25 protein-coding genes are annotated in these 23,893 nt (G+C 62.5%); 9 read left to right on the forward strand and 16 right to left on the reverse strand.

Features of this window, described 5'->3' with window-relative positions; all coding sequences use genetic code 11:
• Nucleotides 1–81 precede the first annotated feature (81 nt).
• The 3 genes from CEW89_RS14380 to CEW89_RS14390 form a co-directional block, all read right to left on the reverse strand.
• On the reverse strand, nt 82–1,356 hold the full coding sequence (locus tag CEW89_RS14380) for a bifunctional folylpolyglutamate synthase/dihydrofolate synthase (protein ID WP_244906078.1): 1,275 nt from the start codon (nt 1,354–1,356) through the stop codon (nt 82–84).
• A complete protein-coding gene (gene accD, locus CEW89_RS14385) occupies nt 1,353–2,318 on the reverse strand; it encodes an acetyl-CoA carboxylase, carboxyltransferase subunit beta (protein WP_096806362.1) in 966 nt (321 codons plus the stop codon). Before accD ends, CEW89_RS14380 begins: the two co-directional genes overlap by 4 nt.
• A gap of 64 nt (nt 2,319–2,382) precedes the next feature.
• Nucleotides 2,383–3,279 (reverse strand): CPBP family intramembrane glutamic endopeptidase, encoded by an 897-nt coding sequence (locus CEW89_RS14390; RefSeq protein ID WP_157779870.1) that lies wholly within the window; start codon nt 3,277–3,279, stop codon nt 2,383–2,385.
• A gap of 160 nt (nt 3,280–3,439) precedes the next feature.
• Here CEW89_RS14390 and CEW89_RS14395 point away from each other — a divergent pair, with 160 nt between their 5' ends.
• The 5 genes from CEW89_RS14395 to CEW89_RS14415 all read left to right on the forward strand — a co-directional run bounded on the left by CEW89_RS14395 (nt 3,440) and on the right by CEW89_RS14415 (nt 8,596).
• Entirely contained in the window at nt 3,440–4,102 is a 663-nt protein-coding gene (locus tag CEW89_RS14395; RefSeq protein WP_157779871.1) for a hypothetical protein, read from the forward strand.
• A gap of 112 nt (nt 4,103–4,214) precedes the next feature.
• Nucleotides 4,215–4,988 carry a DUF6478 family protein gene (locus CEW89_RS14400; protein ID WP_096806365.1) on the forward strand — a complete coding sequence of 258 codons (774 nt, stop codon included), beginning with the start codon at nt 4,215–4,217 and terminating at the stop codon, nt 4,986–4,988.
• Nucleotides 4,989–5,012: 24 nt separating this feature from the next.
• The gene (locus tag CEW89_RS14405; protein ID WP_096806366.1) at nt 5,013–5,399 is read left to right on the forward strand and encodes a hypothetical protein; all 387 of its coding nucleotides are present in this window, start codon (nt 5,013–5,015) and stop codon (nt 5,397–5,399) included.
• Between the two features lie 71 nt (nt 5,400–5,470).
• The gene (locus CEW89_RS14410; RefSeq protein WP_096806367.1) at nt 5,471–7,489 is read left to right on the forward strand and encodes an NADPH-dependent 2,4-dienoyl-CoA reductase; all 2,019 of its coding nucleotides are present in this window, start codon (nt 5,471–5,473) and stop codon (nt 7,487–7,489) included.
• A gap of 201 nt (nt 7,490–7,690) precedes the next feature.
• Nucleotides 7,691–8,596, forward strand: coding sequence for a LysR family transcriptional regulator (locus tag CEW89_RS14415; protein WP_066707764.1), 906 nt, complete (start codon nt 7,691–7,693; stop codon nt 8,594–8,596).
• A gap of 33 nt (nt 8,597–8,629) precedes the next feature.
• Here CEW89_RS14415 and CEW89_RS14420 read toward each other — a convergent pair whose 3' ends face one another.
• Genes CEW89_RS14420 through CEW89_RS14430 form a run of 3 tightly spaced genes read right to left on the reverse strand, consistent with a single transcriptional unit; the run spans nt 8,630 to nt 11,009 of the window.
• Complete coding sequence (locus tag CEW89_RS14420) at nt 8,630–9,550, reverse strand: OmpA family protein (protein ID WP_066707766.1); 921 nt, start codon at nt 9,548–9,550, stop codon at nt 8,630–8,632.
• The gene (locus CEW89_RS14425) at nt 9,547–10,272 is read right to left on the reverse strand and encodes a GNAT family N-acetyltransferase (RefSeq protein WP_096806368.1); all 726 of its coding nucleotides are present in this window, start codon (nt 10,270–10,272) and stop codon (nt 9,547–9,549) included. Before CEW89_RS14425 ends, CEW89_RS14420 begins: the two co-directional genes overlap by 4 nt.
• Nucleotides 10,272–11,009, reverse strand: a complete 738-nt coding sequence (locus CEW89_RS14430) for a competence/damage-inducible protein A (protein WP_096806369.1) — start codon at nt 11,007–11,009, stop codon at nt 10,272–10,274. The genes CEW89_RS14425 and CEW89_RS14430 overlap by 1 nt, the downstream gene beginning before the upstream one ends.
• Nucleotides 11,010–11,055: 46 nt before the next feature.
• On the opposite strand from CEW89_RS14430, the gene sfsA reads away from it, so the two are divergent.
• The 3 genes from sfsA to CEW89_RS14445 all read left to right on the forward strand — a co-directional run bounded on the left by sfsA (nt 11,056) and on the right by CEW89_RS14445 (nt 13,991).
• Nucleotides 11,056–11,748 carry a DNA/RNA nuclease SfsA gene (gene sfsA, locus CEW89_RS14435; RefSeq protein WP_096806370.1) on the forward strand — a complete coding sequence of 231 codons (693 nt, stop codon included), beginning with the start codon at nt 11,056–11,058 and terminating at the stop codon, nt 11,746–11,748.
• A 68-nt stretch (nt 11,749–11,816) separates the two neighbouring features.
• On the forward strand, nt 11,817–12,692 hold the full coding sequence (map, locus tag CEW89_RS14440; RefSeq protein WP_066707783.1) for a type I methionyl aminopeptidase: 876 nt from the start codon (nt 11,817–11,819) through the stop codon (nt 12,690–12,692).
• Between the two features lie 213 nt (nt 12,693–12,905).
• Entirely contained in the window at nt 12,906–13,991 is a 1,086-nt protein-coding gene (locus CEW89_RS14445; protein WP_096806371.1) for a TRAP transporter substrate-binding protein, read from the forward strand.
• Nucleotides 13,992–14,063: 72 nt separating this feature from the next.
• Here the strand turns inward: CEW89_RS14445 and CEW89_RS14450 are convergent, their stop codons facing one another.
• Genes CEW89_RS14450 through CEW89_RS14460 form a run of 3 tightly spaced genes read right to left on the reverse strand, consistent with a single transcriptional unit; the run spans nt 14,064 to nt 16,473 of the window.
• A complete protein-coding gene (locus CEW89_RS14450) occupies nt 14,064–14,711 on the reverse strand; it encodes an HAD family hydrolase (protein ID WP_096806372.1) in 648 nt (215 codons plus the stop codon).
• Entirely contained in the window at nt 14,708–15,268 is a 561-nt protein-coding gene (rsmD, locus tag CEW89_RS14455) for a 16S rRNA (guanine(966)-N(2))-methyltransferase RsmD (protein ID WP_066707792.1), read from the reverse strand. Before rsmD ends, CEW89_RS14450 begins: the two co-directional genes overlap by 4 nt.
• Nucleotides 15,268–16,473 (reverse strand): NAD(P)/FAD-dependent oxidoreductase, encoded by a 1,206-nt coding sequence (locus tag CEW89_RS14460; RefSeq protein WP_096806373.1) that lies wholly within the window; start codon nt 16,471–16,473, stop codon nt 15,268–15,270. The genes rsmD and CEW89_RS14460 overlap by 1 nt, the downstream gene beginning before the upstream one ends.
• Nucleotides 16,474–16,551: 78 nt before the next feature.
• On the opposite strand from CEW89_RS14460, the gene CEW89_RS14465 reads away from it, so the two are divergent.
• A complete protein-coding gene (locus CEW89_RS14465) occupies nt 16,552–17,040 on the forward strand; it encodes a peroxiredoxin (protein ID WP_096806374.1) in 489 nt (162 codons plus the stop codon).
• 37 nt (nt 17,041–17,077) lie between these two features.
• On the opposite strand, the gene CEW89_RS14470 is transcribed toward CEW89_RS14465, so the two are convergent.
• The 7 genes from CEW89_RS14470 to CEW89_RS14500 are packed head-to-tail and all read right to left on the reverse strand — an operon-like array spanning nt 17,078 to nt 23,783.
• Complete coding sequence (locus CEW89_RS14470; protein ID WP_066707801.1) at nt 17,078–17,935, reverse strand: mechanosensitive ion channel family protein; 858 nt, start codon at nt 17,933–17,935, stop codon at nt 17,078–17,080.
• On the reverse strand, nt 17,928–18,230 hold the full coding sequence (locus tag CEW89_RS14475; RefSeq protein ID WP_096806375.1) for a 4a-hydroxytetrahydrobiopterin dehydratase: 303 nt from the start codon (nt 18,228–18,230) through the stop codon (nt 17,928–17,930). The genes CEW89_RS14470 and CEW89_RS14475 overlap by 8 nt, the downstream gene beginning before the upstream one ends.
• Entirely contained in the window at nt 18,223–19,401 is a 1,179-nt protein-coding gene (locus CEW89_RS14480) for a GNAT family N-acetyltransferase (RefSeq protein ID WP_096806376.1), read from the reverse strand. The genes CEW89_RS14475 and CEW89_RS14480 overlap by 8 nt, the downstream gene beginning before the upstream one ends.
• Nucleotides 19,402–19,453: 52 nt before the next feature.
• On the reverse strand, nt 19,454–20,212 hold the full coding sequence (locus tag CEW89_RS14485) for a glycerophosphodiester phosphodiesterase family protein (protein WP_096806377.1): 759 nt from the start codon (nt 20,210–20,212) through the stop codon (nt 19,454–19,456).
• The gene (locus CEW89_RS14490) at nt 20,212–20,670 is read right to left on the reverse strand and encodes a RidA family protein (RefSeq protein WP_096806378.1); all 459 of its coding nucleotides are present in this window, start codon (nt 20,668–20,670) and stop codon (nt 20,212–20,214) included. The genes CEW89_RS14485 and CEW89_RS14490 overlap by 1 nt, the downstream gene beginning before the upstream one ends.
• 45 nt (nt 20,671–20,715) lie before the next feature.
• Nucleotides 20,716–22,020, reverse strand: coding sequence for an HlyD family type I secretion periplasmic adaptor subunit (locus CEW89_RS14495; protein ID WP_096806379.1), 1,305 nt, complete (start codon nt 22,018–22,020; stop codon nt 20,716–20,718).
• Entirely contained in the window at nt 22,017–23,783 is a 1,767-nt protein-coding gene (locus CEW89_RS14500; RefSeq protein ID WP_096806380.1) for a type I secretion system permease/ATPase, read from the reverse strand. The genes CEW89_RS14495 and CEW89_RS14500 overlap by 4 nt, the downstream gene beginning before the upstream one ends.
• Between the last annotated feature and the right edge of the window lie 110 nt (nt 23,784–23,893).

The following is a 23,893-nucleotide window of genomic DNA, read 5'->3' on the forward strand; positions in this document are numbered from 1 at the left end:
ATCCGAGTCTCCTGTTTCGGGCCCGAAATATGCACGGGCCCGGGGCGGGAAAACCCGCGCAGGCGCACAGGGTCTGTTCGTCTAGCCGTTGGTCTGCAAGATGTGTCCCGCGAGATAAAGCGAGCCACAGATCAGGATGCGGGCCTGCGGATGCGCGGCGACGATCTGCGCAACGGCGTCGGGAACGCTGTCGGCTTCCATGGCATCGAACCCTTCGGCCCGGGCCACTGCCGCGGTCTCTGAGGCGGGCAGGGTGGCTTGCGCCTCCGGGATCGACACGGCGATGAGTTCCCTGGCGTGCCGTTGCAAGGGACGCAGATAGCCCGCGATGTCCTTGGTGTTGAGCATGCCGCAAACCATGTAGGTCGGACGTTCCGGCAAAGTGTCGAGCGCCAGCGCCAGCGCCTCCCCTGCCGCGGGATTGTGACCGCCATCGAGCCAGAGCTCTGCGTCAGGGGCGGCGTCCGTGAGCGGCCCGGTCTTGAGACGTTGCATGCGGGCGGGCCAGAAGGCCTCTGTCATGGCGGCCTCGAGCGCGGTGTCGTCATAGCCCATGTGCCGCAGCGCTGCGAGGGCGGCCCCGGCGTTGTGAACCTGATGCTGGCCGATCAGATGCGGCATCGGAAGGTCGCGGAGTCCGGTTTCATCCTGGAAAATCAGACGCCCGCGTTCTTCCCAGACATGCCATTCCTGTCCGTGGCGCAGGAGAGGCGCGCCGAGACGGGCGGCGGTGGCTTCGATCACGTCCAAAGCCTCGTCCGGTTGCGGTCCGACGACACAGGGCACACCGCGCTTGATGATCCCGGCCTTCTCCGTGGCAATCGCGGTGAGCGTTTCGCCGAGGAATTGCGTGTGGTCGATGGAAATCGGCGTGATGATCGACAGCGCAGGCGACTCAACGACATTGGTTGCGTCGAGGCGCCCGCCGAGGCCCACTTCCAACAGGGTGTAATCCGCAGGCACGCGCGACATGGCGAGGATGCCGGCCACGGTGGTGATCTCGAAATAGGTGATCGGTTCGCCGCCATTGGCGCGTTCGCACTCTTCGAGCACGGCCATCAGGTCAGGCTCGGAAATCAGCTCGCCCGCCAGGCGGATACGCTCATGAAACCGCGCCAGATGCGGCGAAGTGTAGGCATGAACCGTCTTGCCTGCGGCCTCTAATCCTGCACGGATCATCGCTTGGGTCGAGCCTTTGCCGTTGGTGCCCGCGATATGGATCACCGGCGGCAATTTGCGCTCCGGATGATCGAGGGCATCGAGCAGGCGCCAGACACGGTCGAGCACAAGGTCGATGACCTTGGGATGCAGGGACATCAGCCTCTCGAGGATGACGTCGGAATTCTGGGTGGTCACTTTTTCGCGTCCTTCGCGGAAACTTTGGCCTGAACTGCGGCCTCTGGGGCGATTTTCGGCGCAGCGCCTTTGTCTTCCGGCGCGGGAGCCGGAAGGTCTCCGGCCACGGCGGGCGGCAGGTTGCCCAGCATGCGCAGGATAGTCACCAGCTCGTCCTTCATCTTCATGCGATGCGTCACGCGGTCGAGCATGCCGTGATCGAGAAGATATTCGGCGCGCTGGAAGCCTTCTGGCAGTTTCTCGCGGATCGTCTGTTCGATCACGCGGGGACCGGCGAAACAGATCAGCGCGTTGGGTTCGGCGATCTGCACATCGCCCAGCATCGCATAGGAGGCCGTCACACCGCCCGTGGTCGGGTGGGTCAGGACGACGATATAGGGGAGACCCGCCTCTTTCAGCATTTCGATCGCCACTGTGGTGCGCGGCATTTGCATGAGCGAGAGAATCCCCTCCTGCATCCGGGCACCACCGGCGGCGGAGAACATGATGAACGGACGTTTCAGCTCAATCGCGCGCTCGACCCCCTTGATGAAGGCGTTGCCGACATACATGCCCATGGAGCCCCCCATGAATGAGAAATCCTGCGCCGCAGCGACGACCGGCGTGCGCCCGATCTCACCCTCGGCGACCAGCATGGCTTCTTTCTCGCCCGTCGACTTCTGCGCCGCTTTCATGCGGTCGGGGTATTTCTTTTGATCGCGGAATTTCAGAGGGTCTTCAATCGGTTCGGGAACCTTGACCTCGGAGAAAATGCCGCCATCGAACATCGCCTTGAACCGCGCACGCGGCGTGATGTGCATGTGATGGTCGCAATTGGTGCAGACGTTCTGGTTCTCGGCCAGCTCGCGGTGAAACAGCATGGTGCCGCATTCCGGGCATTTCGTCCAAAGATTGTCCGGCGTGTCGTGTTTCGAGAAGAGCGAGTTGATCTTCGGGCGGACGTAGTTCGAGATCCAGTTCATGGGTGCGCCTTTGGACGTTACGTTACTTGGGGCCTCAGATAAGCTCCTCTGTCACGAATTGCAATCAACGCCTGATCGCAAGCCGCGCCACGAGCCATGTGACGACCAGCAAGAGGCTTTGGAAGACCAGCGCTTTCGGGTCGGAATAGAGCACTTCCGGGCTGTCGGTCTGCATGAACAGTCCGAAACCCGACATCATGTCCTGTTGCGGGGCAAACAGCATGGCGGTGAAGTTGTTCATAAAATGCAGCGCAATGGCCGGGCCGAGCGTGCCCGAGCGCATGGTCAGATCGCCTGCGAGCACGCCAAAGCCAATGGCCCAGAGCACGGGGAACAGGGCTGCGATGCCTTCGTTCGTCCCGCTCAGATGCAACAGCCCGAAGAGCACGGCGGAGGCGGTGAGACCGAGCGCGTAGGAGTTCGTGGCCCCGGCGATCTGGCTTTGCAGATAACCGCGAAAGAACACCTCCTCGGCGGTGACCTGAACCATCAGCCCCAGCACCGCGAAGGGCATCCAGAACAGCCACATCCCGCCCGGCAGGTTTGCGACCGGCTCGGTGGGGCCGTCCCAGGGCAAAAGCAGGGTGAGAAAGGTGAAGCCCGCGATCCATTTGAGCGTCACGAAGAACTGCGCGCGCAAGACGGGGGCGGGGCCGGTCAGATCGCGCAGGTGCCGACTGTGCAGCCGTTCGGCCAGTTTGATCGCGCCCACGAGTAAAAGGGCAAACCCCGCAAGGATGGTGAACAAGCCGCCCGGGGTGGTGCCGACCATGGGGCCGTTGGCGCCGAACTGAAAGGGCATGAGAGAGGGCGCAAGGCGTCCGACGACGAGATAGAACAGCGGTGTGACCACCACGCTGATCACCAGTCCGGCCAGAAGCGTGATCCCCACCCGCCAAAGTTCGGGACGGCGCATCGCGGAGGCGATGATCGGGGCGTAGGGGTGTGTCGGTTGCGGCATGCTGTCTCTCGTCGCGGTCATGTCAGGGCAGAGGTAGCATGCGCGGCCCCGGTGTGAAAGCGACGGAAACGCGCAGGAACTCGCCGATCCGTGAACCCGCCTGACTTGGAAGCGCCGGAAGCGCGCGCTATAGGCGACGCCAGACTGCGAGGAGAGTGACATGGTATCGGTGATGCGCCCGGCGAGAACGGTTGCGAAGGTGGCGATTGCGGCGGGGGTGATGCTCGGCCTTGCGGGCTGCGAGATGGACATGGGGGCGACTGGCACCTCCGTGGATCCGGCGCGCCGTCCGGTGCGTGCCGTCACCTTGCCGCTCAGCGGGGTGAGCGTCGCAGGGCCCTCGGGCTATTGCGTCGATCCGGTTTCGGTGCGCGACAGCGCCAGGGGCAGCTTCGCGCTTCTGGGCAATTGCACCGGTCTGAGCGGGCGCAACAATCCCGCCCTGAAGGGTAAGACGGCCGTCCTGACCCTCTCGGTTGCTCCGCCGATGACGGAGACGGAAGAGTTCGATCCGCCGAGCTATGAGGCCTATTTCGCCTCCGAGACCGGACGCCGCGCTTTGTCGCGCAGCGGATCGGCCAAGACCGTGCAGTTCATCGAAAGCGAGGCACGGGGCGATATGGTGCTCCTGCATGTGCGCGACAGCGCCCCGATGACCCTGCGCGGGCAGGGTCGGGAATATTGGCGCGCGCTTTTCCTTCTGGACGGTAGGCTTGTCACCGCAACCGCCACGCCCTTTGCCGAGGCACCGATGTCCGGGGGGCAGTTGCGTGCCCTGCTGGATCGTTTCGTCATCGAACTGAAACGCCGCAACCCGTCTTGAGCTCTGAAACTGTTGCTGAAATGGAACCAAACTGCGGAATTTTTCCGCGTTTGTTGAGTGGAAACCTTTGTCGGTCATAGTAAGGCCCGGAAGAGCAGGAAAAGGTTGCGCGATGCGGCGGCGACTCAAGCAGATGATCGAAACGCGGATCAACGCGCTGGCCACGCGGCGCTGGGCGCGACGCGCGACGATGGCCGAGGGTCTGTCGCTTCCGACGCTGCGCCGGTTGCGCGGACAGGCGCGTGGGCTCAGATGGGAGATCGACCGGTTTCTCTTCGTGGCCGACGGGCGCTTGGCACTGCCGCTGATCGGGTCGAATGCGATGCAATTGCCGCTCTACACCGACTGGTCGCACCGCCCGGAGCTTTGGCGCGGGCCGATCCCGCTCAAGGGGGCCTCCGCGGTGCCAAGCAAGACGCTGATCGGGTCCGAGGCGACGCTTTATCACGACTGCCAGATCTCCGAACTGACCTATCGTCAGGTGCGCAACACCTCCGAAGAGGACCTTGCTCCCTTCGGTCTGCGCCTCGATGTGTTCCGGTTCGATGGCTCCTTCCTGTCGCTTTCGGTGGAATTGCCGGACGAGGCCTGTCACGGCCTCAGTAAACGTCATCTCGTGCGGATGGACTATTCCATCGACCTTGAAAAAGGCATCGAGATCTTTGCCCGGCTGAACGTGAAACACGGGCCGAACATGGAGCAGGTGGTGCGCGAACTGCCGCTGCATACCGACGAGGGCTATGTCGAATTCGATCTGGCTTATACGAAACTCAACGAGAAACGGGTGGAAAAGCTCTGGATCGACCTCATTTTCGAAGGCCCGGAGATGAATCAGATCGTCCTGCGGGACCTGACCTGTTCGCGCCGTCCGCGCGCGGAACTTTGACGCCGATTTTGACGGAGAACGGACATGGATGAGGTGACACTGGTCAAAACCCGGCTCCAGGCAGGGATTTGGGAAGGCGAATTGCATGTGCCGGAGGCGGTCGGCGCGCTGCCCGAGATCGAGGTGACCTATCTCGACCAGCCGGTGCAGGGCCATACGCTGAGCGAGGATGCGGAGCGCGAAGGTGTGTGGTTCTTTCGTTTCGCCGTGCCCACCGAATTGTTGAACGACGGTGTCCAGACCTTCGTCTTCTCGGATCGCGAGAGCGGTCGGGTGCTCAATTCCCTGACCCTGATGGCGGGGGATGTGCTGGCCGAGGACATCCGTGCCGAGATGGATCTGTTGCGTCAGGAACTCGACATGCTCAAACGCGCCTTCCGCCGCCATTGCATCGAGACCGGCTCGAACTGATCTGACGCGGCGTCTTGCGTGACATGCGTCCCCCCCTTGCGCATTTTGGCGCGCAAAGGGAGGCCCGTCACATGACCCACTATCCGCATCTTCTTGCGCCGCTCGATCTCGGCTTTACCACTCTGCGCAACCGGACCTTGATGGGGTCGATGCACACCGGGCTCGAGGAGCGGGGCGACTGGGAGGCGGTGGCCGAATTCTACGCCACCCGCGCCCGTGGTGGGGCGGGGATCATTGTGACCGGAGGTATGGCCCCCAGTGTCGAAGGCGGTGTGTTTCCCGGTGCGGCGGGGCTGTTTACGGATCGGGACATCGCAAACCACCGCAAGGTGACGGAGCGTGTTCATGCCGAGGGCGGCAAGATCGCGATGCAGATTCTCAACGCCGGGCGCTATGCCTATGGCCCCAACTGTGTTGCCCCCTCCGCGATCAAATCGCCGATCTCGCCGTTCAAACCCACGGAACTCGACGAAGCGGGGATCGAGAAACAGATTTCCGACTACGCCACCGCCGCCGCCCGCGCCAAAGAGGCGGGGTATGATGGCGTCGAGGTGATGGGGTCAGAAGGCTACCTGATCAACCAGTTCCTCGTCACTCATACCAACCGGCGCGAAGATCGCTGGGGCGGGTCTTATGAAAACCGGATGCGCTTTCCCATCGAAGTGGTGAAGCGCGTGCGGGAGGCGGTCGGGCCGGAGTTCATCGTGATCTACCGGATTTCCATGATCGATCTGGTGCCCAATGGCTCGACCTGGGAGGAGGTCGTACAACTCGCCAAAGAAATCGAGAAAGCTGGAGCGACGATCCTCAACACCGGGATCGGCTGGCACGAGGCCCGCGTTCCGACGATCGCGACTTCCGTGCCGCGCGCGGCTTTCGCCGATGTGACCCGGCGCATGATGGGGGAGGTCTCGATCCCCGTCATCACCTCGAACCGCATCAACCATCCGCAGGTTGCCGAAGATGTGTTGGCCGAGGGCTGTGCCGACATGGTTTCCATGGCGCGGCCGTTCCTTGCCGATCCCGACTTTGTCGTCAAAGCGGCGGCCGGGAAGGCAGATCAGATCGCGCCCTGCATTGCGTGCAATCAGGCCTGTCTGGACCATACTTTCTCCGGCAAGCTGACCTCCTGTCTTGTCAATCCGCGCGCCTGCCATGAAACCGATCTGACCTACGCTCCGGCGGAGGTGGTCAAAACCGTTGCGGTGGTCGGGGCCGGTCCCGCCGGTGTCATGACGGCCATCATCGCCACTGAACGCGGCCACAAGGTCACGCTGTTCGACAAGGCGAGCGAGATTGGCGGTCAACTCAACATGGCGAAACAGGTGCCCGGCAAGGAAGAGTTCTTCGGCCTCGTCGACTGGTTCAAAACCATGGTGACGACCTCCGGCATCGAATTGAAACTCGGGACAGAGGCCAGGCCCGACATGCTCGCGTCGTTCGACGAGGTGGTGATCGCCACCGGTGTCGCCCCGCGCGATCCGGAAATCCCCGGTCAGAATGAGCATGGCAACACCGTGAGCTATATCGACATCCTGACGGGCCGCGTTACCGCGGGGCCGCGCGTTGTCGTCATCGGGGCCGGGGGCATCGGATTCGATGTGGCCGAGTACCTGACCACCTCCGAAAGCCCGACGCTGACCCTTGCCGACTGGAAGGCCGAATGGGGCATCACCGATCCGGTGCAAGATCGCGGCGGGCTGTCGCCCGACGGACCGAAACCGGAGGCGCCTGCGCGCGCGGTCACGCTGTTGCAGCGCAAGGCGGAAAAGCCGGGCAAGCGTCTGGGCAAGACCACCGGTTGGATTCACCGTGCCACGCTTCAGATGAAGGGCGTGAAAATGATGGGCGGCGTCAGCTACGACAGGATTACGCCGGAAGGGCTCTGGATCACCAAGGACGACACGCCGCAGCTGATCGAGGCCGATACCATCGTGCTCTGCGCCGGGCAGCTTTCGGAGCGCAGCCTTGCCGAAGCGTTGGAGGCTCAGGGCAAACCCTGCCATGTCATCGGAGGCGCGGATGTCGCCGCCGAGCTTGACGCCAAACGTGCCATCGACCAGGGCGCACGCCTCGCAGCCAGCCTTTAACCCGTTTCCTTTGTTGCAGAAATACTCCCGCCGGAGGCCTCGTTCGGCGGGACATGCACTGCCTCTCGTGATTGTTTCCGCGTTTCCGGACCCAAAACGATCACCGAGAGACCATGCTATTGTCCCCCATCTTCCCCAATCTTGCCCGATTTCGAAGGGATAACATCCCCCTGAGGGGCCAAGATTTGTAGGTAAGATTAAATGGACCGACTGACGGAAATGGAAGCCTTTGCCACGGTCGTGGATCAGGGCGGTTTCACGGATGCAGCCAAGAAGATGGGGATTTCCAAGTCCGCCGTTTCCAAACATGTCTCTGCGCTTGAAGCCCGGCTGGGGGCCCGTCTCCTGAATCGTACCACGCGACGGGTCTCGCCGACCGAGATCGGTCTGGCCTATTACGACCGCGCGCGCCGGGTCCTGAACGATGCCGGAGAGGCCGATGCGCTCGTGACCTCGATGCAATCCGCGCCTTCGGGCCTGTTGCGTATTTCGGTCGCCACCGATTTCGGCGTCAACCATCTTTCCCCTGTGCTGGGCGAATTCCTGTCCGAATTCCCCGACATTCAGGTCAACATGGTGCTGAACAACCGCTATGTCGAACTGATTTCCGAAGGCTTCGATATGGCCGTGCGCATCGGCGAACTGGAAGACAGCACGCTGCGCGCCCGCAAGCTCACCGAGACTACCAAGCGCATGGTCGGTGCCCCCGCCTATTTCGAGAAATACGGTCGCCCGCAGAAGATCGACGATCTGAACGAGCACAAGCTTTTGCATTATTCCAATCAGGCCAATGGTGCCGTGTGGAAACTCACCGCCCCCTCGGGTGAAAAGCGTCAGATCCGTACCGCAGGCTGGCTCACGGTGAATGACGGGCAGTCCCTGCTCAATGCCTGCATCTCCGGCCTCGGCATCGCCTACCTGCCCTCCTTCCTCTACGCCGATGCGATGGAAAAGGGTCTGATCGAGGAGGCGATTCCCGATCTGCCGCCGGAAACACAGGGGATCTACGCCGTCTACCCGCCGGGCCGGTTCACCCAGCCGAAGGTGCGCGCCTTCATTGACTTCCTCGTCCATGCCTTTGCCGATAAAGGCCCGGACAAGTGGTAGACTGACTTCTCGTGGAAGAGAGGGCGAAAGCCTTTACTGGGTCGAGGCGATCACCGCTTCGACCCTTCTGTTTTTTTCGCGACCTTCCTCGGTGGCGTTCGACGTGCGCGGGGCGAGATAGCCGATGCCCTCGGCGCTGAGCTGGCCGGGGGCGATGTCATAGGACTGGATCAATCTCTGTCGCACCGCCTCGGCACGCTTGCGCGACAGCGCGGTGTTGCCCTCCAACCCGCCGACAGTGTCGGTATGCCCGACAAGGGCGATGCGCACTTCGGGGTGGGTTTTCAGATACTCGGACAGGCGCCGCAGCGAGGCGAAGGGGCCTTCGCCGAGGTTCGAGGCCCCGGTCTCGAACGTCAGGTCTTCCAGCACCACGCGCCCACGGGTTTCCAGCCGGGCAATCAGGTCCTCGCTTGTCGATGACATCACGCCCGCATCCGGCGCGGAGGGGGCGTGCAACTCGACCTCGGGCGCGTCAGACGGGATCACCGTACTGATCTGGAGGTAGCCCGCATCCCGTGCCTTGCTGCTCAGGACGGAGACGAACCGCCCGTCCGCATGGGTGCTGAGGAGATACTGAAAATCGCCGAGGTCCACATGCATCGCGGGCTCCGGCAGAAGGTCGAGAAGATAGCGGAAGTCGAACCCGCCACATTCTGTGTCGGCGCAGGCATAGAGCGTCGTGAACCCGTCCTGCTCAAGCTGGGTGCGCAGCGGTTCGATCATCTGGTAGCTGGTCAGCGAGGTGCCGTTGAGCTTGTAGGCCACCTGTTCGATATCGCCCTCAGCCATGATCCGGGGCGTTTCCGTGCCCTGAAACGCGCCGCTCGGGAAGGGCTGGGCGGAGGAGAACTCCTCGCGCCGATCCGTCTCGCTTGCCGCACCGGGCAGGTCGAGCGCCGAGGCCGCGCCAGCAAGGATGAGGAAACAGGCGAATGAAATCGGGCGGATCATTGGAACTCGGAAAGGGGTTTCGTGCGGTAGTGGTACTGTCCCGCCTGCTGCATTCCAAGAGAAGAATACAGAGCCAGAGCGCCGGTGTTGGCCCGGGTAACTTGCAGAGCGAGGCTGTTTGCCCCCTGTGCGCGGGCCCAATCGGCCGCGAGCGCCATCATCGCCCGGGCCAGGCCCTGGCGACGGTGTGCAGCAGAGGTTTCAAGCGCATGGAGGGCTGCGATACCCTGATGGATCGCAACGAATCCGGTGCCCGCAGGCGTATCGCCCAAGCGCCCGAGCAGGGTGCATTTGGGGCTTGGGACACGTTCCATGATCGCAAGCCGCGCAGGCCCAATCCCACCTTCGGCCCAGATTTCTTGCTGAATCGCCACTGGCGGCCAGCAGGCATAGCCGGTTTTCGGGTCCGACGCGGGAAAGGCGTCAAGCGGCGCGATCAGGCAGGCGACCGGATCGAACATGCGATAACCGCGTCTCTCCAGCTCTGCGTCGAACGCCTCTTCGCTGTCGCGAATCTGGAACAGGGCATCCCGACCATCCGCGACAAACCGCGTTTCGACAGCCTCCAATGCCGCCGGCGAGAACGTCCCATCAAGCGTGGCCGCCGACACCCGGCTGCCGCCTCCCGCCCCGTCGCGATAGGTTAAAGGGCCAAGCGCCTCGCGCGTTAAAGGCGGCCAGGTGGTCTCGAAAGCGGCAAAGAGGGCGGCGGGATCGGCCATCAGGCGTCGACGGGAAACAGCGCGGCAAGTTCAAGCAGCGCGGCTTCGATCTCTGCGCCGTCCTGACCGCGGATCACGATATTGGTGCCAAAGGCGCCGTTGCGGTTGAACGGGTAGGAGCCCATCGACAGCTCCGGATATTTCTTCGCCAGCATGCCAAGCGGTTCGGCCACGGCGCTTTCGGGGCGGTCGATGCGATAGCTCTGCGACAGCAGGGGCTTGCCGCCTGTGAGCGTCGGCAAAAGCCCCGCCACCATCGCCTCGAAAATATTCGGCACCCCGGCCATGACATGCACGTTTTCGACCGAAAAACCGGGCGCAATCGACACCGGGTTCTCAATCAGCGTCGCACCGTCGGGGATGCGGGCCATGCGCATGCGAGCCTCGTTGAACTCGACGCCGCGCCCTTCGTAATGCGCGGTCAAAAGCGCGCGGGCGTCGTCGCGGATGTCGATATGGAGACCAAAGGCCTCGGCGATGCAATCGGCTGTGATGTCGTCATGGGTCGGCCCGATGCCGCCGGAAGTGAACACATGGGTGTATTTTCCCGCAAGCTCGCGCACCGTGGCGACGATCATCGGCGCATCGTCTGGCACGACCCGCGCTTCTTTGAGGTCGATCCCCACCCGCGTCAGCTCGCCCGAGAGGTGATACATGTTGGCATCCCGGGTGCGACCGGAAAGGATCTCGTCCCCGATGATCAAAATGGCGGCGGTGGGGTTGTCGGTGCGGGTCATCTCGGTCTCCTTGAGACTGTTTCCCAAACGGTATAGGCCTCTGACCATGCGCTTTCAATCGGACCTGATCCCCGCCACCCTTTTGCGTCGGTACAAACGCTTCCTCGCGGACATCCGTCTGCCGGACGGGCGCGAGGTCACGGCGCATTGCCCGAACCCCGGGTCGATGATGGGGCTGGCGGAGGACGGCATGCGCGTTTGGGTCGAACCGAATGACGATCCGAAGAAGAAACTCAAATATGGGCTGCGCCTGGTGGAGTTGCCGGATGCGATGGTGGTGGTCGATACAGGCATCGCCAACCGTGTGGTGAAGGAAGCTTTGATGGCAGGGCAGGTGCCCGGGCTCGAAGGCGAGGTGCGGGCCGAGGTGAAATACGGCGAAAACTCGCGGGCCGATTTCCTCGTGGCCCAAGGCGGGCGGAACATCTGGGTCGAGGTGAAATCCGTGACGCTCTCACGCCAGCCCGGCCTTGCCGAATTTCCCGATGCCAGAACCGCACGCGGGGCGAAACATCTGGGCGAGCTTGCCGCGCGGGTGGCCGAGGGCGACCGCGCCGTGATGCTCTATCTGGTGTCCCGCGACGACTGCACCCGCTTTGCCCCTGCCGCCGACATTGATCCGACCTATGCCGAGGCCGAGCGCATGGCAAAGGCGGCGGGGGTCGAGGTCATGATCTTTCCGATCCGGGCGACACCCGAGGCGGTGACTTTCGACGCAACCCCTGTGCACGCGCTTTAACCTTCCGGCACTGGCCCTTTCGCCTTCAAGGGCTTATATGAGCCGGATCAGACAAAGGAGTTGGACTCTTGGACGAGACGCATCGCGGCCGCATCACCAAAGACGGAATTCGCATCTACGAGGACGCGGATTTTCCGGGTATTCGTGCGGCCTGTCAGGTTACGGCGCAGATTCTCGACGAAGTTGCGCCACTGGTGAAGCCGGGTGTGACCACGGGGGAGCTGGACGATTTCATCAATCGTCGTGTGGTCGAGCTGGGTACGACCTCTGCGACGATCGGTTATAACGGATACAAACACGCCTCCTGCATCTCTGTGAACCATGTGGTGTGCCATGGCATCCCTGGCGCGCCGATCCCGAAAAGCAGCGATGAAACCATCTCGAAAGACCCGGAAAAGCGGCGTCAGGACGATGTTCTCAAAGACGGGGATATCCTCAATATCGACGTCACCGTGGTCAAGGACGGTTGGTTCGGGGACAGCTCGCGCATGTATGTCGCGGGCAAGCCGAGCCGTCAGGCGGAGCGTTTGATCCAGGTGACCTATGACAGTCTCATGCTGGGCATCGAGGCGGTCAAGCCGGGCAATACCTTTGGCGACATCGGTTATGCGATCCAGAATCATGTCGAGCATCAGGGCATGTCCGTGGTGCGCGATTTCTGTGGTCATGGCGTGGGGCGGGTGTTCCACGCGCCGCCGAATGTTCTGCATTACGGTCGTCCGGGCATGGGCGCGGTTCTTGAAGAGGGCATGATCTTTACCATCGAGCCGATGGTCAATCTCGGGCGCCCTGAAACCAAGGTGCTTTCTGACGACTGGACCGCCGTGACGCGCGACAAGAAACTGTCGGCGCAATATGAACATTGCGTGGGGGTGACCGCAACCGGGTGCGAGGTTTTCACCGTGTCGCCGGGCGGTCTGTTCCATCCGACCTACAAGGTCTGAGGCGAAAAACGCCGGTTCCCTGAGCTATTTCCGGATGGGCGGGGTCTTCCCCGCCTTTTCCTTTTTCACTTGCATTTCAATTGGCTGACCGGATGGTCAGATAAAAGATGGGCTCTGCCTGTTGCGAACGAATTTCAGCTATCATAGCAAATCGCCACGTCATCAAGGCTGCGGCCCGACCGGGCCGCATTCACTGCCCGAGGAGGCTTGCCCATGAACTCCCTTTTGAAAACCGTAGCCCTTGCAGCTCTTGTGTCTGTCACGGGGACGCTTTCGGCGGCCGCACAGGAGGTCACCCTCCGGTTCCAGCATTTCGTCTCTCCGAAAGCCGGCTCCGCCACCTATTTCATGGAGCCTTGGGCCCGCAAGGTCGAGAAGGACAGCGGTGGTCGCATCAAGGTCGAGATCTACCCGCTGATGCAACTTGGTGGCAAGGCCCCGGACCAGTACGATCTGATCCGTGATGGCGCCATCGACGGTGGCTGGATCATTCCGGGCTATCAGCCGGGGCGTTTCCCGGAAACCGAAGCCATCGAACTGCCGTTTGTCTCGCTCAAATCCGCTGAGCTGTCTTCCATGGCGGCGTGGGAATTCACCCAGGAGCACCTTCTGGACGATTTCTCCGACATCCACATTCTGGCGGCCCATACCCATGGTGAGGGTCTTGTGCACAAGAAAGGCGAGCCGATCCGCAAGGTCGAGGATTTCGAAGGCCTGAAACTCCGCGCCCCGACCCGTACTTCGACGCTTCTGCTCGAAAAAATGGGGGCCACACCCGTTGGCTTGCCGGTCCCGGCCTTCCCCGAGGCGCTGTCGAAAGGCGTGCTCGACGGGGGTATCATCACCTTCGCCATGTCGCCGTCCTTGAAACTCGACGAGCTGACCGATGCGGAAACCGATGTGGCCGGCGACCGGTCGTTCTACAACCTCTATTTCCTCTGGGCGATGAACAAGGCGAAATACGACAGCCTGCCGGATGATCTGAAAGAGGTGATCGACCGCAACTCCGGCCTGATGGCCTCGCGCTGGTCCGGCATCGCCTATGACATGGGCGACGACGACGGTGTGAAAGTCATCGAAGCGAGCGACAATGCGGTGAACGTGTTGAGCGAAGAAGAAACCGCCAAGATCACCGCCTTGGGCGACGAGGTCGTGGCCGACTGGATCGCCGAGATGGATGAGAAGGGCTTCGATGGTGAAAAGCTTGTGGCGGATGTGAAAGCGGCCATGGAGCGTGCGCAGGATGCAGCCCCCTGGGTCGACGCGCGGGGCGCGGCTTATACGATCGCCACGGAGTGATGTCTGTGATCATTTGAGAAAAGGCCGCCTTTGGGCGGCCTTTTTGTTTGAGTATTTGACTGCAATGAAGACTTAGAGGCCGAGACGGGCGGGCAGATCATGCATGTCGGAGAGGTGCTCGGCACCCTCTTCGATCAGCCGCGCGCCGTCGCCATGCGGGTCAAAACCAAAGCAGCGCATCCCGGCACGACGTGCGGCGATACAGCCGGAGGGGCTGTCGTCAATCACCACGCAGTCTTCGGGGGAGACGCCAAGCTGTTCGGCGGCGATCAGGAAGAGCCCCGGTTCGGGTTTCGCGGTCCCATAAGTATGCGCAGAGTGAATGCGACCTTTGAGGCGGGCGAAGACCTTGGGGTGCGCGCCCAGCGTCACGTCCATCTTCTCCATCGGTCCGTTGGAGCCGACCGCATAGGGAATGCCCGCGGCGTCCAGCGCGTCGAAAGCGGCCTCAACGCCGGGGATCAGCGGCACGCCCGCGCGCAGCATGTCGAAGACGCGGGGGTAAACCTCGACCTGCCAATCGTCGGGCAGGGCGGCCCCTGCGGCGCGTGCACGCTCGCCGACAAGCGCCATGGTGCCGCCGACATATTTCGTCTCCAAGTCATGCAGCGTGATGTCGAGGCCAAAGCGCGCGAAGTCCTTTTGCAGGAACTCCAAAAGCGGCGGCTCACTATCGACGATCACCCCGTCACAATCGAAAATCACGGCTTTCGGTGTCATTTCGGCTCCAGAAAGTTGATTTTGGTGTCACCGTATTTGCGCGTGTCCAGAAGAGTAAGCGCATCAGGTGGTGTGATTTCCGCACTGTCTTCCCAGACCACAAGCGCACGTTTTGTCAGCCAGTTCCCGGCAATTGCGGCGGCAATCGCCACCTCGCCCAAGCCTTTGGTATAGGGCGGATCGAGGAAGATCAGATCGTAGGGTTCAGACGGGTTCATGGGCAGACGCGTGGCATCCATCCGCATCAGATCGCAGCGGGCTTCAGCACGGCATTTCCCGATGTTCTCGGTGATCAGGCTCTGCGCCTTGCGCCCGTCATCGACAAAGGTGACACACTCCGCCCCGCGCGACAGGGCCTCCAGCCCCAGCGCTCCAGTGCCGGCAAACAAGTCGAGCACCCGTGCATCTTCGACCGCATCGCCGTATTTCCCGGCGGTCAAAACGGAAAACAGGCTCTCGCGCACGCGGTCCGTGGTCGGGCGCAGATGCGCGCCCGCGTCGCCTTTTCCGACAGAGGCCAGTGCCAGCCCGCGAAATTCTCCGGCAATGATCCGCATCAGCCGCGCATCAGCTCTTTGAGATCGGTGGCGGGATCGGCCACCTTGTCGGGATCGGCGGTTTTTCCGCTCTCGATCAGGCGCTTGGCGACCATATAACCGCGCGGATCGTTCATCGCGTCGATGGCGATCAACTGGCCGTCCTTGTAATACCAATGCGAATGCGTGTCCTCAGTCTCGCGGATCACGACCCGGTCATGGCCATTAAAGAGCCCGGCGATCTGCAGTTTGACGTCATATTGATCGGACCAGAACCACGGCTTCGGCATATAGGTGACGGCTTGGCCGAGCATGTTTTTCGCCACGACTGCGCCTTGATCAATCGCGTTCCCGACGGATTCGAGCCGCATCTGCGCGCCGTCATGCGGGAAGGAGGCACAATCCCCCGCCGCGAAAATATCTGGGTTCGAAGTGGCACCATAGAGGTCGGTTTTGATGCCGTTCTCAAGTGTCAGTCCGGCGAGTTCGGCCAATTCCGTGCCGGGGGTGATGCCGACGCCGACAATGACGAAATCCACGTCGAGGGTGGTGCCATCGGTGAGTTCGGCGGCTTTTACGCGCGTGTCGCCGGTGAGCCGCACAAGCCCCACGCCCTCGCGCAGATCGACGCCATGGGCCTGATGCAGCGCACGGAAATAGTCGGAGGTCTCGACGGAGGCGACGCGTTGCAAAATCCGGTCGGCCATCTCAACAAGTGTGACCTTGAGGCCTTTCTTGGCGGCGACCGCTGCGGCCTCAAGCCCGATGTACCCTCCGCCGACGATCAGCACAGAGGCACCCTCGCGAAACTCCGGTTCGATCGCATCTGCGTCCGCAAGCGTGCGCATTGTGTAGACCCCGCCGAGAGCGCCGCCGATGGAGGCGGGCAACAGGCGCGGGGCGGAGCCGGTGGTCAGAGCGAGCTTGTCGTAGGACAGAACCTCGTCGCCGAGGGACACTGTCTTGGCCACAGGATCAATGCCGGTCACTTTGGTGCCCATCCGCAGCGTGATGTTCTCATCCGCGTAATAGCTCTCGGGCCGGAGGAACAGCCGATCCAATTCCATCTCGCCTAAGAGATAGGCCTTCGACAGCGGAGGACGCTGATAGGGCGGCACGGGCTCTTCGCCGATCAGGATGATCTCGCCTTCGAAACCTTGCCCGCGCAGGGTGGTGACGATGCTCTGGCCTGCCTGCCCGGCTCCGATAACGATGAAGTGGCTCATGATCTTTCCTCTGGTCGCGAAACGCCCCGACCCTATATCGTCGAAAGACAGAATGACAACGCACAGAGGATCACAAAGATGACGATTTCGGTTGGAGACAGCCTGCCCGGCGGCAGCGTGCTCGAAATGACGGCGGAGGGACCCGCGGCCGTGGAGCTTGCGGACAAGTTCAAGGGGCGCAAGGTTGTGCTCTTCGGTCTGCCGGGGGCCTATACGGGCGTGTGCACCACGGCGCATGTGCCGAGCTTCATTCGCACCATGCCGCAGTTCAAAGATAAGGGTGTGGATGAAGTGATTTGTGTCTCCGTCAACGATCCGTTCGTGATGGGCGCCTGGGCCAAGGACACCGGCGCGGATGTGGCCGGGATCACCATGCTGGGCGATGCGGAGGCCGGGTTCATCAAGGCGCTGGGCCTCGATTTCACCGCGCCGCCTGCCGGGCTGATCAACCGCTCGAAACGCTTTGCGCTTTATGCCGAAGACGGGGTTGTGAAAGTTCTGGAGGTCGAGGCCAGCCCGGGTGAATGCACGATTTCCGCAGGCGAGTCGCTTCTGGAAAAACTCTGACAGATGAACGCCCGGGGGGATACCCCGGGCGTTTTCGTCATTCGGCGGCCGCAGCGGTGTTGATCAGCGTTCGCGTCGGGAAGGGAATGTCCACCCCGGCCTCGTCCAGCGCTTCTTTGACCTTGCGCTTCATGTCGGCCTGATACGGGAAGAAATCGGCGGATTTGACCCAGACCCGGACGAGGAAATCGACCGAGAAATCGCCGAGATTGTTGACCTGGATAAAGGGCTCCGGATCGCTGAGGGAGCGGGGGTCGGACATGATGGTCTTGCGGATCACCTCTTCGGCGGTCTTGAGATTGGCGCCATAGCCCACGCCAAAGGTCCATTCCGCGCGCCGGGTCTGGTTGGTGGAGTAATTGGTGATGATATTGCCCCAGACCTGCGAATTCGGCACGATCACCTGCACGTTGGAGAGATCGGCAAGCTCGGTGTAGTTCAGTGAAATGTCCTTTACGGTCCCGGACTTGCCCGCAACCTCGACGAAATCGCCGATCTTGAAGGGTCGGAACAGGATGATCATCACCCCGGCGGCAATATTCGACAGCGTGCCCTGAAGTGCCAGACCGATGGCGAGGCCGGCGGCACCGATGACGGCGACGATGGAAGTGGTTTGGATGCCGAAGGTGTTGAGGATGATCAGGACGGTGAAGGCCAGAACCGCATAGCGTGCGATATTGGCGAGGAAATTGAACAGCGTGTCGTCGAGGCTTTGATATCTGAGCCCGATGGCGCGAATCCGCCGTCCGATCCAGCCGGAAATCATCATCCCGGCGACCAGAAGCAGCAAGGCGCCGAGGATGGAACCGGCGATCCCCGCGAGGAATTCGAGCGACAGGTAGTCGCCCACGGTGTGCCCGTTGTAAATCTCGTGGTTCAGGATCTGTTCAAACATATGCGGCTGCCTCGTTCATTTTCTGTGCCAATTCGATGTCTTTCACGGTCAATCCGCCCGCGTCATGGGTCGAAAGCGTCACCTCGACCGTGCGGTACACATTGCGCCAATCCGGGTGGTGATCGCGTTTCTCGGCGAGCAGCGCAACCCGTGTCATGAACGCGAAGGCCTCGACGAAGTTCCGGAATACAAAACGCTTTTCAATCGCGGTTCCGTGGGAATTCTCTGTCCAACCCTGTGCAACGAGCGGCGCAAGGGCCTTGTCGCGGGCGGTGCCTTTTAAAAGCTCAGTCATGGTCGTCCTCCTCGGCGGTGGATTTGAACGGGCCGTAGGCGGTCAAAACCTCGACCTCCTCGGCCACGGCGGTGCGTTCGGCTTCGAGATATTCGCCCACGGCGCGAGCAAACCCGGGATCGCGCATCCAGTGCAGCGAATGCGTCGTGTTGGGCAGATAGCCGCGCGCCAGTTTGTGTTCGCCCTGCGCGCCTGCTTCGACGCGGCTCAAGCCTTGGGCGATGGCATAGTCGATGGCCTGATAATAGCAGAGTTCGAAATGCAGGCTTGGGTGATATTCGGTACAGCCCCAATAGCGCCCGAAGAGCCGGTCGCGCCCGATGAAATTCAAAGCGCCCGCAACAGGGTGCCCGTCGCGGAGCGCCAGAACCAGCAAAACGTCGTCGCTCATGGTCTCATGCAGCTCATAGAAAAAGGCGCGCGTCAGGTAGGGTGTGCCCCATTTGCGCCCGCCTGTGTCTTGGTAAAATGTCCAGAACGCATCCCAATGTTCGGGTTTGATGTCGTCGCCGGTGAGCTGAATGATCTCGCCGCCAAATCCCTGCGCCTGCGCGCGTTCCTTGCGGATGTTCTTGCGCTTGCGCGACGAAAGCGCGGCGAGAAAATCGTCGAACGTGGTATAGTCGGCGTTGTCCCAATGAAACTGCTGCCCGGTGCGATGTAGCAAACCCATGGCCTTGCCCGCGGCGACCTCCTCTCCGGTGCAAAACGTCAGATGCAGGGAGCTGAGCCGGTTCTGATCCGCCACCTCGACCGCGCCCTGAACCAGTGCCGCTTGACCGATGTCCTCGAACCCCGGGCGGGTCAACAGCCGACGTCCTGTGACCGGCGTGAAAGGCACGGCGATCTGGAGTTTCGGGTAATACCGCCCGCCAGCGCGCTCGTAGGCATGGGCCCAGTTGTGATCGAACACATATTCGCCCTGGCTGTGGCTTTTGGCATACATCGGTGCGACGGCGATCACCCGTTCCTCGGCCCGCGCCACAAGGTAGCTCGGTTGCCAGCCGGTGCCGGGACCGACCGAGGCGGAGCGTTCAAGCGCCATCAGGAACCGATACGTGACAAACGGGTCCTCGGGCCGTCCGTCGCCGGGGGCGGCACAGGCATCCCAGTCCTTCGACGCAATCGCGTCGAGGCTGCTCATCAGGCTGATTTCGATCTGATCCGTCATGGAAGTCCCGCGCGCCACATTCGTTTAAAAACTGGCACGCAGGCTCCGGGCGTCAAGTCGGGAGGTATCCCTCGAAGGTGATATTTTCCGCAATCTGGCGTGCCTGTACTTCGGCCTCCGGGCTTTTGATCGTCCAGCACAGAATATGCGCACCCGTCGATTTCAACTCGGCCACGCGCGGCGAAGACAGGTCGTCCCATTGGTGCGAAATGAAGCAGGCATCCACCCGGTGGTAATCCGGAATCTCCCGGAGTTCCGCACGGCGGCTTTCCGGAACCATCTTGTCTCCGTTCCCGGACCAGGCGCTGGTGGTCAGGCCTCGCGGGATCTCCGGGCAGAGCTCGGCCAGTTTGGCCACCGAATACGGGTTGAAGGACATCAGCGCCACCGGCCCCTGATAGCCCGCAAGTGCCCGCGCGGCAGCCTCCTCAAGAAGGCCCACTTTGGGCCCCATGGCGCCGTCCTGGTCCTTTATCTCGATCAAAAGCGGGACTTGCCCGGCCACGGCATCGAGCACCTGTTCCAGCGTCGGAACTCCGACCTCGCCGGTTTTGAACCGCAGCTCCGTAAGTTCGGTGACATTGCGTTGCGCGAAGGGTCCGGAGCCCTCGGTCAGCCGGTGCAGGCTGTAATCGTGAAACACCATCGCCTCCCCGTCAGAGGAAAGCTGCAAGTCAATCTCGATGCCGAATCCGCCGGCGATGGCGGATTCGATGGCTTTCATGTTGTTCTCGGCACGGGTTCGATTGCCATCGTGCAGAGCGCGGTGGGCAATCGGGGCCTTGAAAAAGGCAGGATCGAGAGTGGGCATCAGACCAGCTCGAAAATCGCTTCGATCTCGACCGCGACACCCAGCGGCAGGCTGGCGGCGGAGACGGCGGAGCGGGCATGACGCCCGGCCTTACCCATGACGGCGACCATGAGATCGGAAGCGCCGTTGATCACTTTCGGCTGTTCGGTGAACTCGGGCGTCGAATTGACGAAGCCCACCAGCTTCACCAGCCGCTTCACCTTGGAGAAATCCCCGCCGACGGCGGCATTGGCCTGCGCCAGAAGCGCCAGAGCACAGCGCTCGGCGGCCTTGGCCCCGGCTTCGGTGTCGAGATCCGCACCGAGCTTGCCGCAGATCAGCCCGGCGGGGCCGGAGGAAATCTGACCGGAGATGAAAAGCTGCTGGCCGTTCTGCACGAAGGGCACGTAATTGGCGGCGGGCGCCGGGGCATCGGGCAGGGTGAGGCCGAGGTCGGAAAGCTTGGCGGAGAGGTCCATGGTCAGTCCTTGTTCTGAGTCGTCTGAAGTGGTCTTAATACACCCTCAGTCTTCGCGGAAGGCGCGGGTGAAATAATCGGTGAGCGGTTTCGTCAGATAGGCGATGGGCGAGCGTTCTCCGGTCGCCATATAGGCCTCGACCGGCATGCCGGGAATGAGCACGGAGCCTGCGGGCAAGCGGGCGCGCTGGTCCTCGGGGATATGGATGTCGGCACGGTAATACCGCGCGCCCGTGGCCTCGTCGGTGAAGGCGTCCGGCGAGATGCGCATGACCTGACCTTCGAGCTCGGGCGTCGCGCGGCGGTCGAAGGAGGTAAAGCGCAGCCGCACCGGTTGTCCGGGGTAGACCTGATCGACATGGGTCGGGCTGATGCTGGCGGTGATGATCAGTGGACGATCCTGTGGCACGATGAACAGCACGGGCTGTGCGGGTTGTACCACGGCGCCGGGGCCGAAGACCGTCAGGCCATAGACCACGCCCGCCACCGGGGCGCGGATGTCGAGCCGGGCGAGCCGCACTTCAAGCGCGCTGCGTTGCTCGCGCAGGCTGCCGATCTCGGCCTGAATGTCGCGCAGCTCGGTGATGGCGCTTTCGCGCCGGTCGCTGGCCGCCTTGAGGATTTGCAACTCGATTTCGGTGATCTGCACCTGTGCCTGTGCCTCGGACGTGTCGATGCGGCCGATTTCGGCGGCGAGGCTCACCGCATCCCGGCGCAACCCGATCACCCGGCTTTGCTGGGTCAGCCCGCGGTCGAGCAGGGCATTTTGCGCGGCAAGGTCTTCTTCGAGCAAGTCAAGCTGTTCGGAGAGGGCGGCTTTCTGGCGGCCAAGCCCGCCGATCTGCACTTCGATCTGGCTGCGTTGTTTGCCGAGCTGGTCGATTTCCGCGCGGGCGGTCTCGCGCCGTGCGGTGAACAGATCGCGCTGACCGGTCACCGAACGGGCCACCTGCGGGTCCTCCGCCATACGTGCCACGAGTTCCGGTGCGAGGGTCAGCGTATCCGCCCCGTCTCGTTCGGCCTCAAGCCTCGCGGCGCGGGCGATATATTCGAAAAGCTGGGTTTCGATCAGGGCTAGGTCGCTGAGATATTCGTCCGGTGACAGCGAGATCAGAAGCGCTCCCATGGTCACAGGGTCCCCTTCGGAGACATGTACGGCGGCCACCTCCCCGCCGTCGCGATGCGCCACGGCTTGTCGATTCTGTTCGACCTGCACCTGACCCGAAGCGACGACGGCCCCGTCGATCCGGGCGAAAACCGTCCAGCCGCCAAAGCCGCCGAGCAAGAGCGTGACACAGAACAGGCCGAAGAGCACGATGCGGCGAGCGGGCCAGGCCGTGGACGGGGTCATTGCACGCCCCCCATGCCGGAGGTCGGGCCGCTTCGGGGCCCGGCCTCTGTGCGGGCTTTCTGAATCTCGGTGGAATTCTTCACCATGTCGGACAGCACCTGATCGCGCGGGCCGAAGGCACGGCGCATGCCGCCATCCAGCACGAGGAGCTTTTCGCATTCCTGAATTGCCGAAGGCCGGTGCGCCATGATCAGAAGGGCACCGCCCTGCTGTTTGTGGCGACGGATCGCGGCATTCAGAGCCAGCGAGCCATTGTTGTCGAGATTGGCGTTCGGCTCATCGAGAATGACGATCACCGGATCGCCGTAAAACGCGCGGGCCAGGCCGATGCGCTGCATCTGTCCGCCGGACAAAAGCCCACCCGCCGAAGCGACCAGCGTGTCGTACCCCTCGGGCAGCGACAGGATCAAATCATGCGCATCGGCTTTTTTCGCGGCAGCGACGACGGCCTCGGCATTGGGGCTCAACGACAGTTTGGCGATGTTCTCGGCGATGGTGCCGTCGAAAAGCTGCACCTGTTGCGGCAGGTAGCCGATGTAATTGCCGAGCGCTTCGGGGGCATAATGCGACAGCGTCGCGCCATCGAGCCGGATCGAGCCGCTGGCCGGTTGCCAGACCCCGGTCAGGGCGCGCGCCAATGTCGACTTGCCGGCACCCGAGGGGCCGATGACGCCAAGCGCTTCGCCGGGGGCGAGATCGAAACCGATCATCCGGAGCGCGGCTTGGTGCTGGCCCGGGGGCATGACGAAGAGCTGATGCACCGTTAGCTGTGCATGAGGTCGCGGTAGTTCGGTGCGCGGCTTCGCTTGGGGCGTTTTGCCCAGAAGCTCGGCGAGATCGGACCAGCCCCGCTGTGCCTGTTGCACGATGGCCCATTGCCCGATCAGCAGATCGACGGGTTGCAGCGCCCGGCCCAGCAGAATGGAGCTGGCGATCATTGCGCCCGGTGTGACCTGACGTTCGAGCACCAGCCAGGCCCCCATGGCCAGTATGGCGGATTGCAGGAACAGGCGCAGCGTGCGGGAGGCGGCGGCGAAACCGTGGGTCGTGTCCTCGCTGATGACCGTCTTTTCAAGGGCCGTGTCGCGCATCCTGAGCCAGCGCCGATAGGCGGCCTCGCGCATGCCAAGGGCGGTGAGCGCCTCGGCGGATGCCCCCATGCTTCTGGCGGTCTGGCTGGCTTCGGCTTCGGCGCGGATCATCGCGTCCTGTGCGGGTCTGGCGAGGCTGCGATGCCAGAGGGCAACGGCGACCAGAACCGCACCTCCTCCCGTGGCCAGAAGTCCGAGATAGGGATGAAACAGAGAAATCCCCAGAAGAAAGATCGGGGTGAACGGCAGATCGTAAAGCGCGGCAAAGGCCGTGGAACCAAAGAACCGGCGCAGGGCGGAGAGCTGATCCATGGCGCGGCTCTTGCCTGCCTCGCGCGGGGTCAGCGCGGCATGACCCAGAGCGGCGTGGAACACCCGATCTTCGAGCGCGCTCTGAAACCGTGCCCCGATCCGTGACAGAAGCCGCGCACGGGTGCCGTCGAGCAGGCCCATCATCAGGTAGAGAAAACCGACGATCGAGAACAGCGCGAGCAGGGTGGCCTCGGATCCGGAGCCGAGCACCCGGTCGTAGACCTGCAACATGAAAAGCGGACCGGTGAGCATCAGAAGGTTGATGCAGACGGAAAACAGCCCCGCCGCCCAGAACAGGCCACGCGATTCTCCGCGGGCGTCGATCAACTCCCCTCGTCCGATGCGGTTTTGTTCACTCATGTGGCTGTCTTATCCGGTTTTCGCGATATGTGCGGGGTTTGACAGGAGGGCTGCGCAACCGTGCACGCTTTGTTGAAACTATGTCACAGACTCATAACACCCGGAGGGTT

It is taken from the genome of Celeribacter ethanolicus, assembly GCF_002407265.1.
In the GTDB taxonomy this organism is placed as follows: domain Bacteria; phylum Pseudomonadota; class Alphaproteobacteria; order Rhodobacterales; family Rhodobacteraceae; genus Celeribacter; species Celeribacter ethanolicus.

Excerpts from the sequence above, each read along its gene's own strand:
- CEW89_RS14420 (WP_066707766.1), bottom strand. The coding sequence starts at position 9,550 with ATGATCCGCCCGATTTCATTCGCCTGTTTCCTCATCCTTGCTGGCGCG.
- CEW89_RS14425 (WP_096806368.1), bottom strand. The coding sequence starts at position 10,272 with ATGGCCGATCCCGCCGCCCTCTTTGCCGCTTTCGAGACCACCTGGCCG.
- CEW89_RS14410 (WP_096806367.1), top strand. The coding sequence starts at position 5,471 with ATGACCCACTATCCGCATCTTCTTGCGCCGCTCGATCTCGGCTTTACC.
- CEW89_RS14460 (WP_096806373.1), bottom strand. The coding sequence starts at position 16,473 with ATGAGCCACTTCATCGTTATCGGAGCCGGGCAGGCAGGCCAGAGCATC.
- CEW89_RS14480 (WP_096806376.1), bottom strand. The coding sequence starts at position 19,401 with ATGACGGATCAGATCGAAATCAGCCTGATGAGCAGCCTCGACGCGATT.
- CEW89_RS14430 (WP_096806369.1), bottom strand. The coding sequence starts at position 11,009 with ATGACCCGCACCGACAACCCCACCGCCGCCATTTTGATCATCGGGGAC.
- CEW89_RS14495 (WP_096806379.1), bottom strand. The coding sequence starts at position 22,020 with ATGACCCCGTCCACGGCCTGGCCCGCTCGCCGCATCGTGCTCTTCGGC.
- CEW89_RS14405 (WP_096806366.1), top strand. The coding sequence starts at position 5,013 with ATGGATGAGGTGACACTGGTCAAAACCCGGCTCCAGGCAGGGATTTGG.
- sfsA (WP_096806370.1), top strand. The coding sequence starts at position 11,056 with ATGCGCTTTCAATCGGACCTGATCCCCGCCACCCTTTTGCGTCGGTAC.
- CEW89_RS14415 (WP_066707764.1), top strand. The coding sequence starts at position 7,691 with ATGGACCGACTGACGGAAATGGAAGCCTTTGCCACGGTCGTGGATCAG.
- accD (WP_096806362.1), bottom strand. The coding sequence starts at position 2,318 with ATGAACTGGATCTCGAACTACGTCCGCCCGAAGATCAACTCGCTCTTC.
- CEW89_RS14445 (WP_096806371.1), top strand. The coding sequence starts at position 12,906 with ATGAACTCCCTTTTGAAAACCGTAGCCCTTGCAGCTCTTGTGTCTGTC.
- CEW89_RS14465 (WP_096806374.1), top strand. The coding sequence starts at position 16,552 with ATGACGATTTCGGTTGGAGACAGCCTGCCCGGCGGCAGCGTGCTCGAA.
- rsmD (WP_066707792.1), bottom strand. The coding sequence starts at position 15,268 with ATGCGGATCATTGCCGGAGAATTTCGCGGGCTGGCACTGGCCTCTGTC.
- CEW89_RS14470 (WP_066707801.1), bottom strand. The coding sequence starts at position 17,935 with ATGTTTGAACAGATCCTGAACCACGAGATTTACAACGGGCACACCGTG.
- CEW89_RS14395 (WP_157779871.1), top strand. The coding sequence starts at position 3,440 with ATGGTATCGGTGATGCGCCCGGCGAGAACGGTTGCGAAGGTGGCGATT.
- CEW89_RS14475 (WP_096806375.1), bottom strand. The coding sequence starts at position 18,230 with ATGACTGAGCTTTTAAAAGGCACCGCCCGCGACAAGGCCCTTGCGCCG.
- CEW89_RS14500 (WP_096806380.1), bottom strand. The coding sequence starts at position 23,783 with ATGAGTGAACAAAACCGCATCGGACGAGGGGAGTTGATCGACGCCCGC.
- CEW89_RS14450 (WP_096806372.1), bottom strand. The coding sequence starts at position 14,711 with ATGACACCGAAAGCCGTGATTTTCGATTGTGACGGGGTGATCGTCGAT.
- CEW89_RS14400 (WP_096806365.1), top strand. The coding sequence starts at position 4,215 with ATGCGGCGGCGACTCAAGCAGATGATCGAAACGCGGATCAACGCGCTG.
- CEW89_RS14390 (WP_157779870.1), bottom strand. The coding sequence starts at position 3,279 with ATGCCGCAACCGACACACCCCTACGCCCCGATCATCGCCTCCGCGATG.
- CEW89_RS14490 (WP_096806378.1), bottom strand. The coding sequence starts at position 20,670 with ATGGACCTCTCCGCCAAGCTTTCCGACCTCGGCCTCACCCTGCCCGAT.
- CEW89_RS14485 (WP_096806377.1), bottom strand. The coding sequence starts at position 20,212 with ATGCCCACTCTCGATCCTGCCTTTTTCAAGGCCCCGATTGCCCACCGC.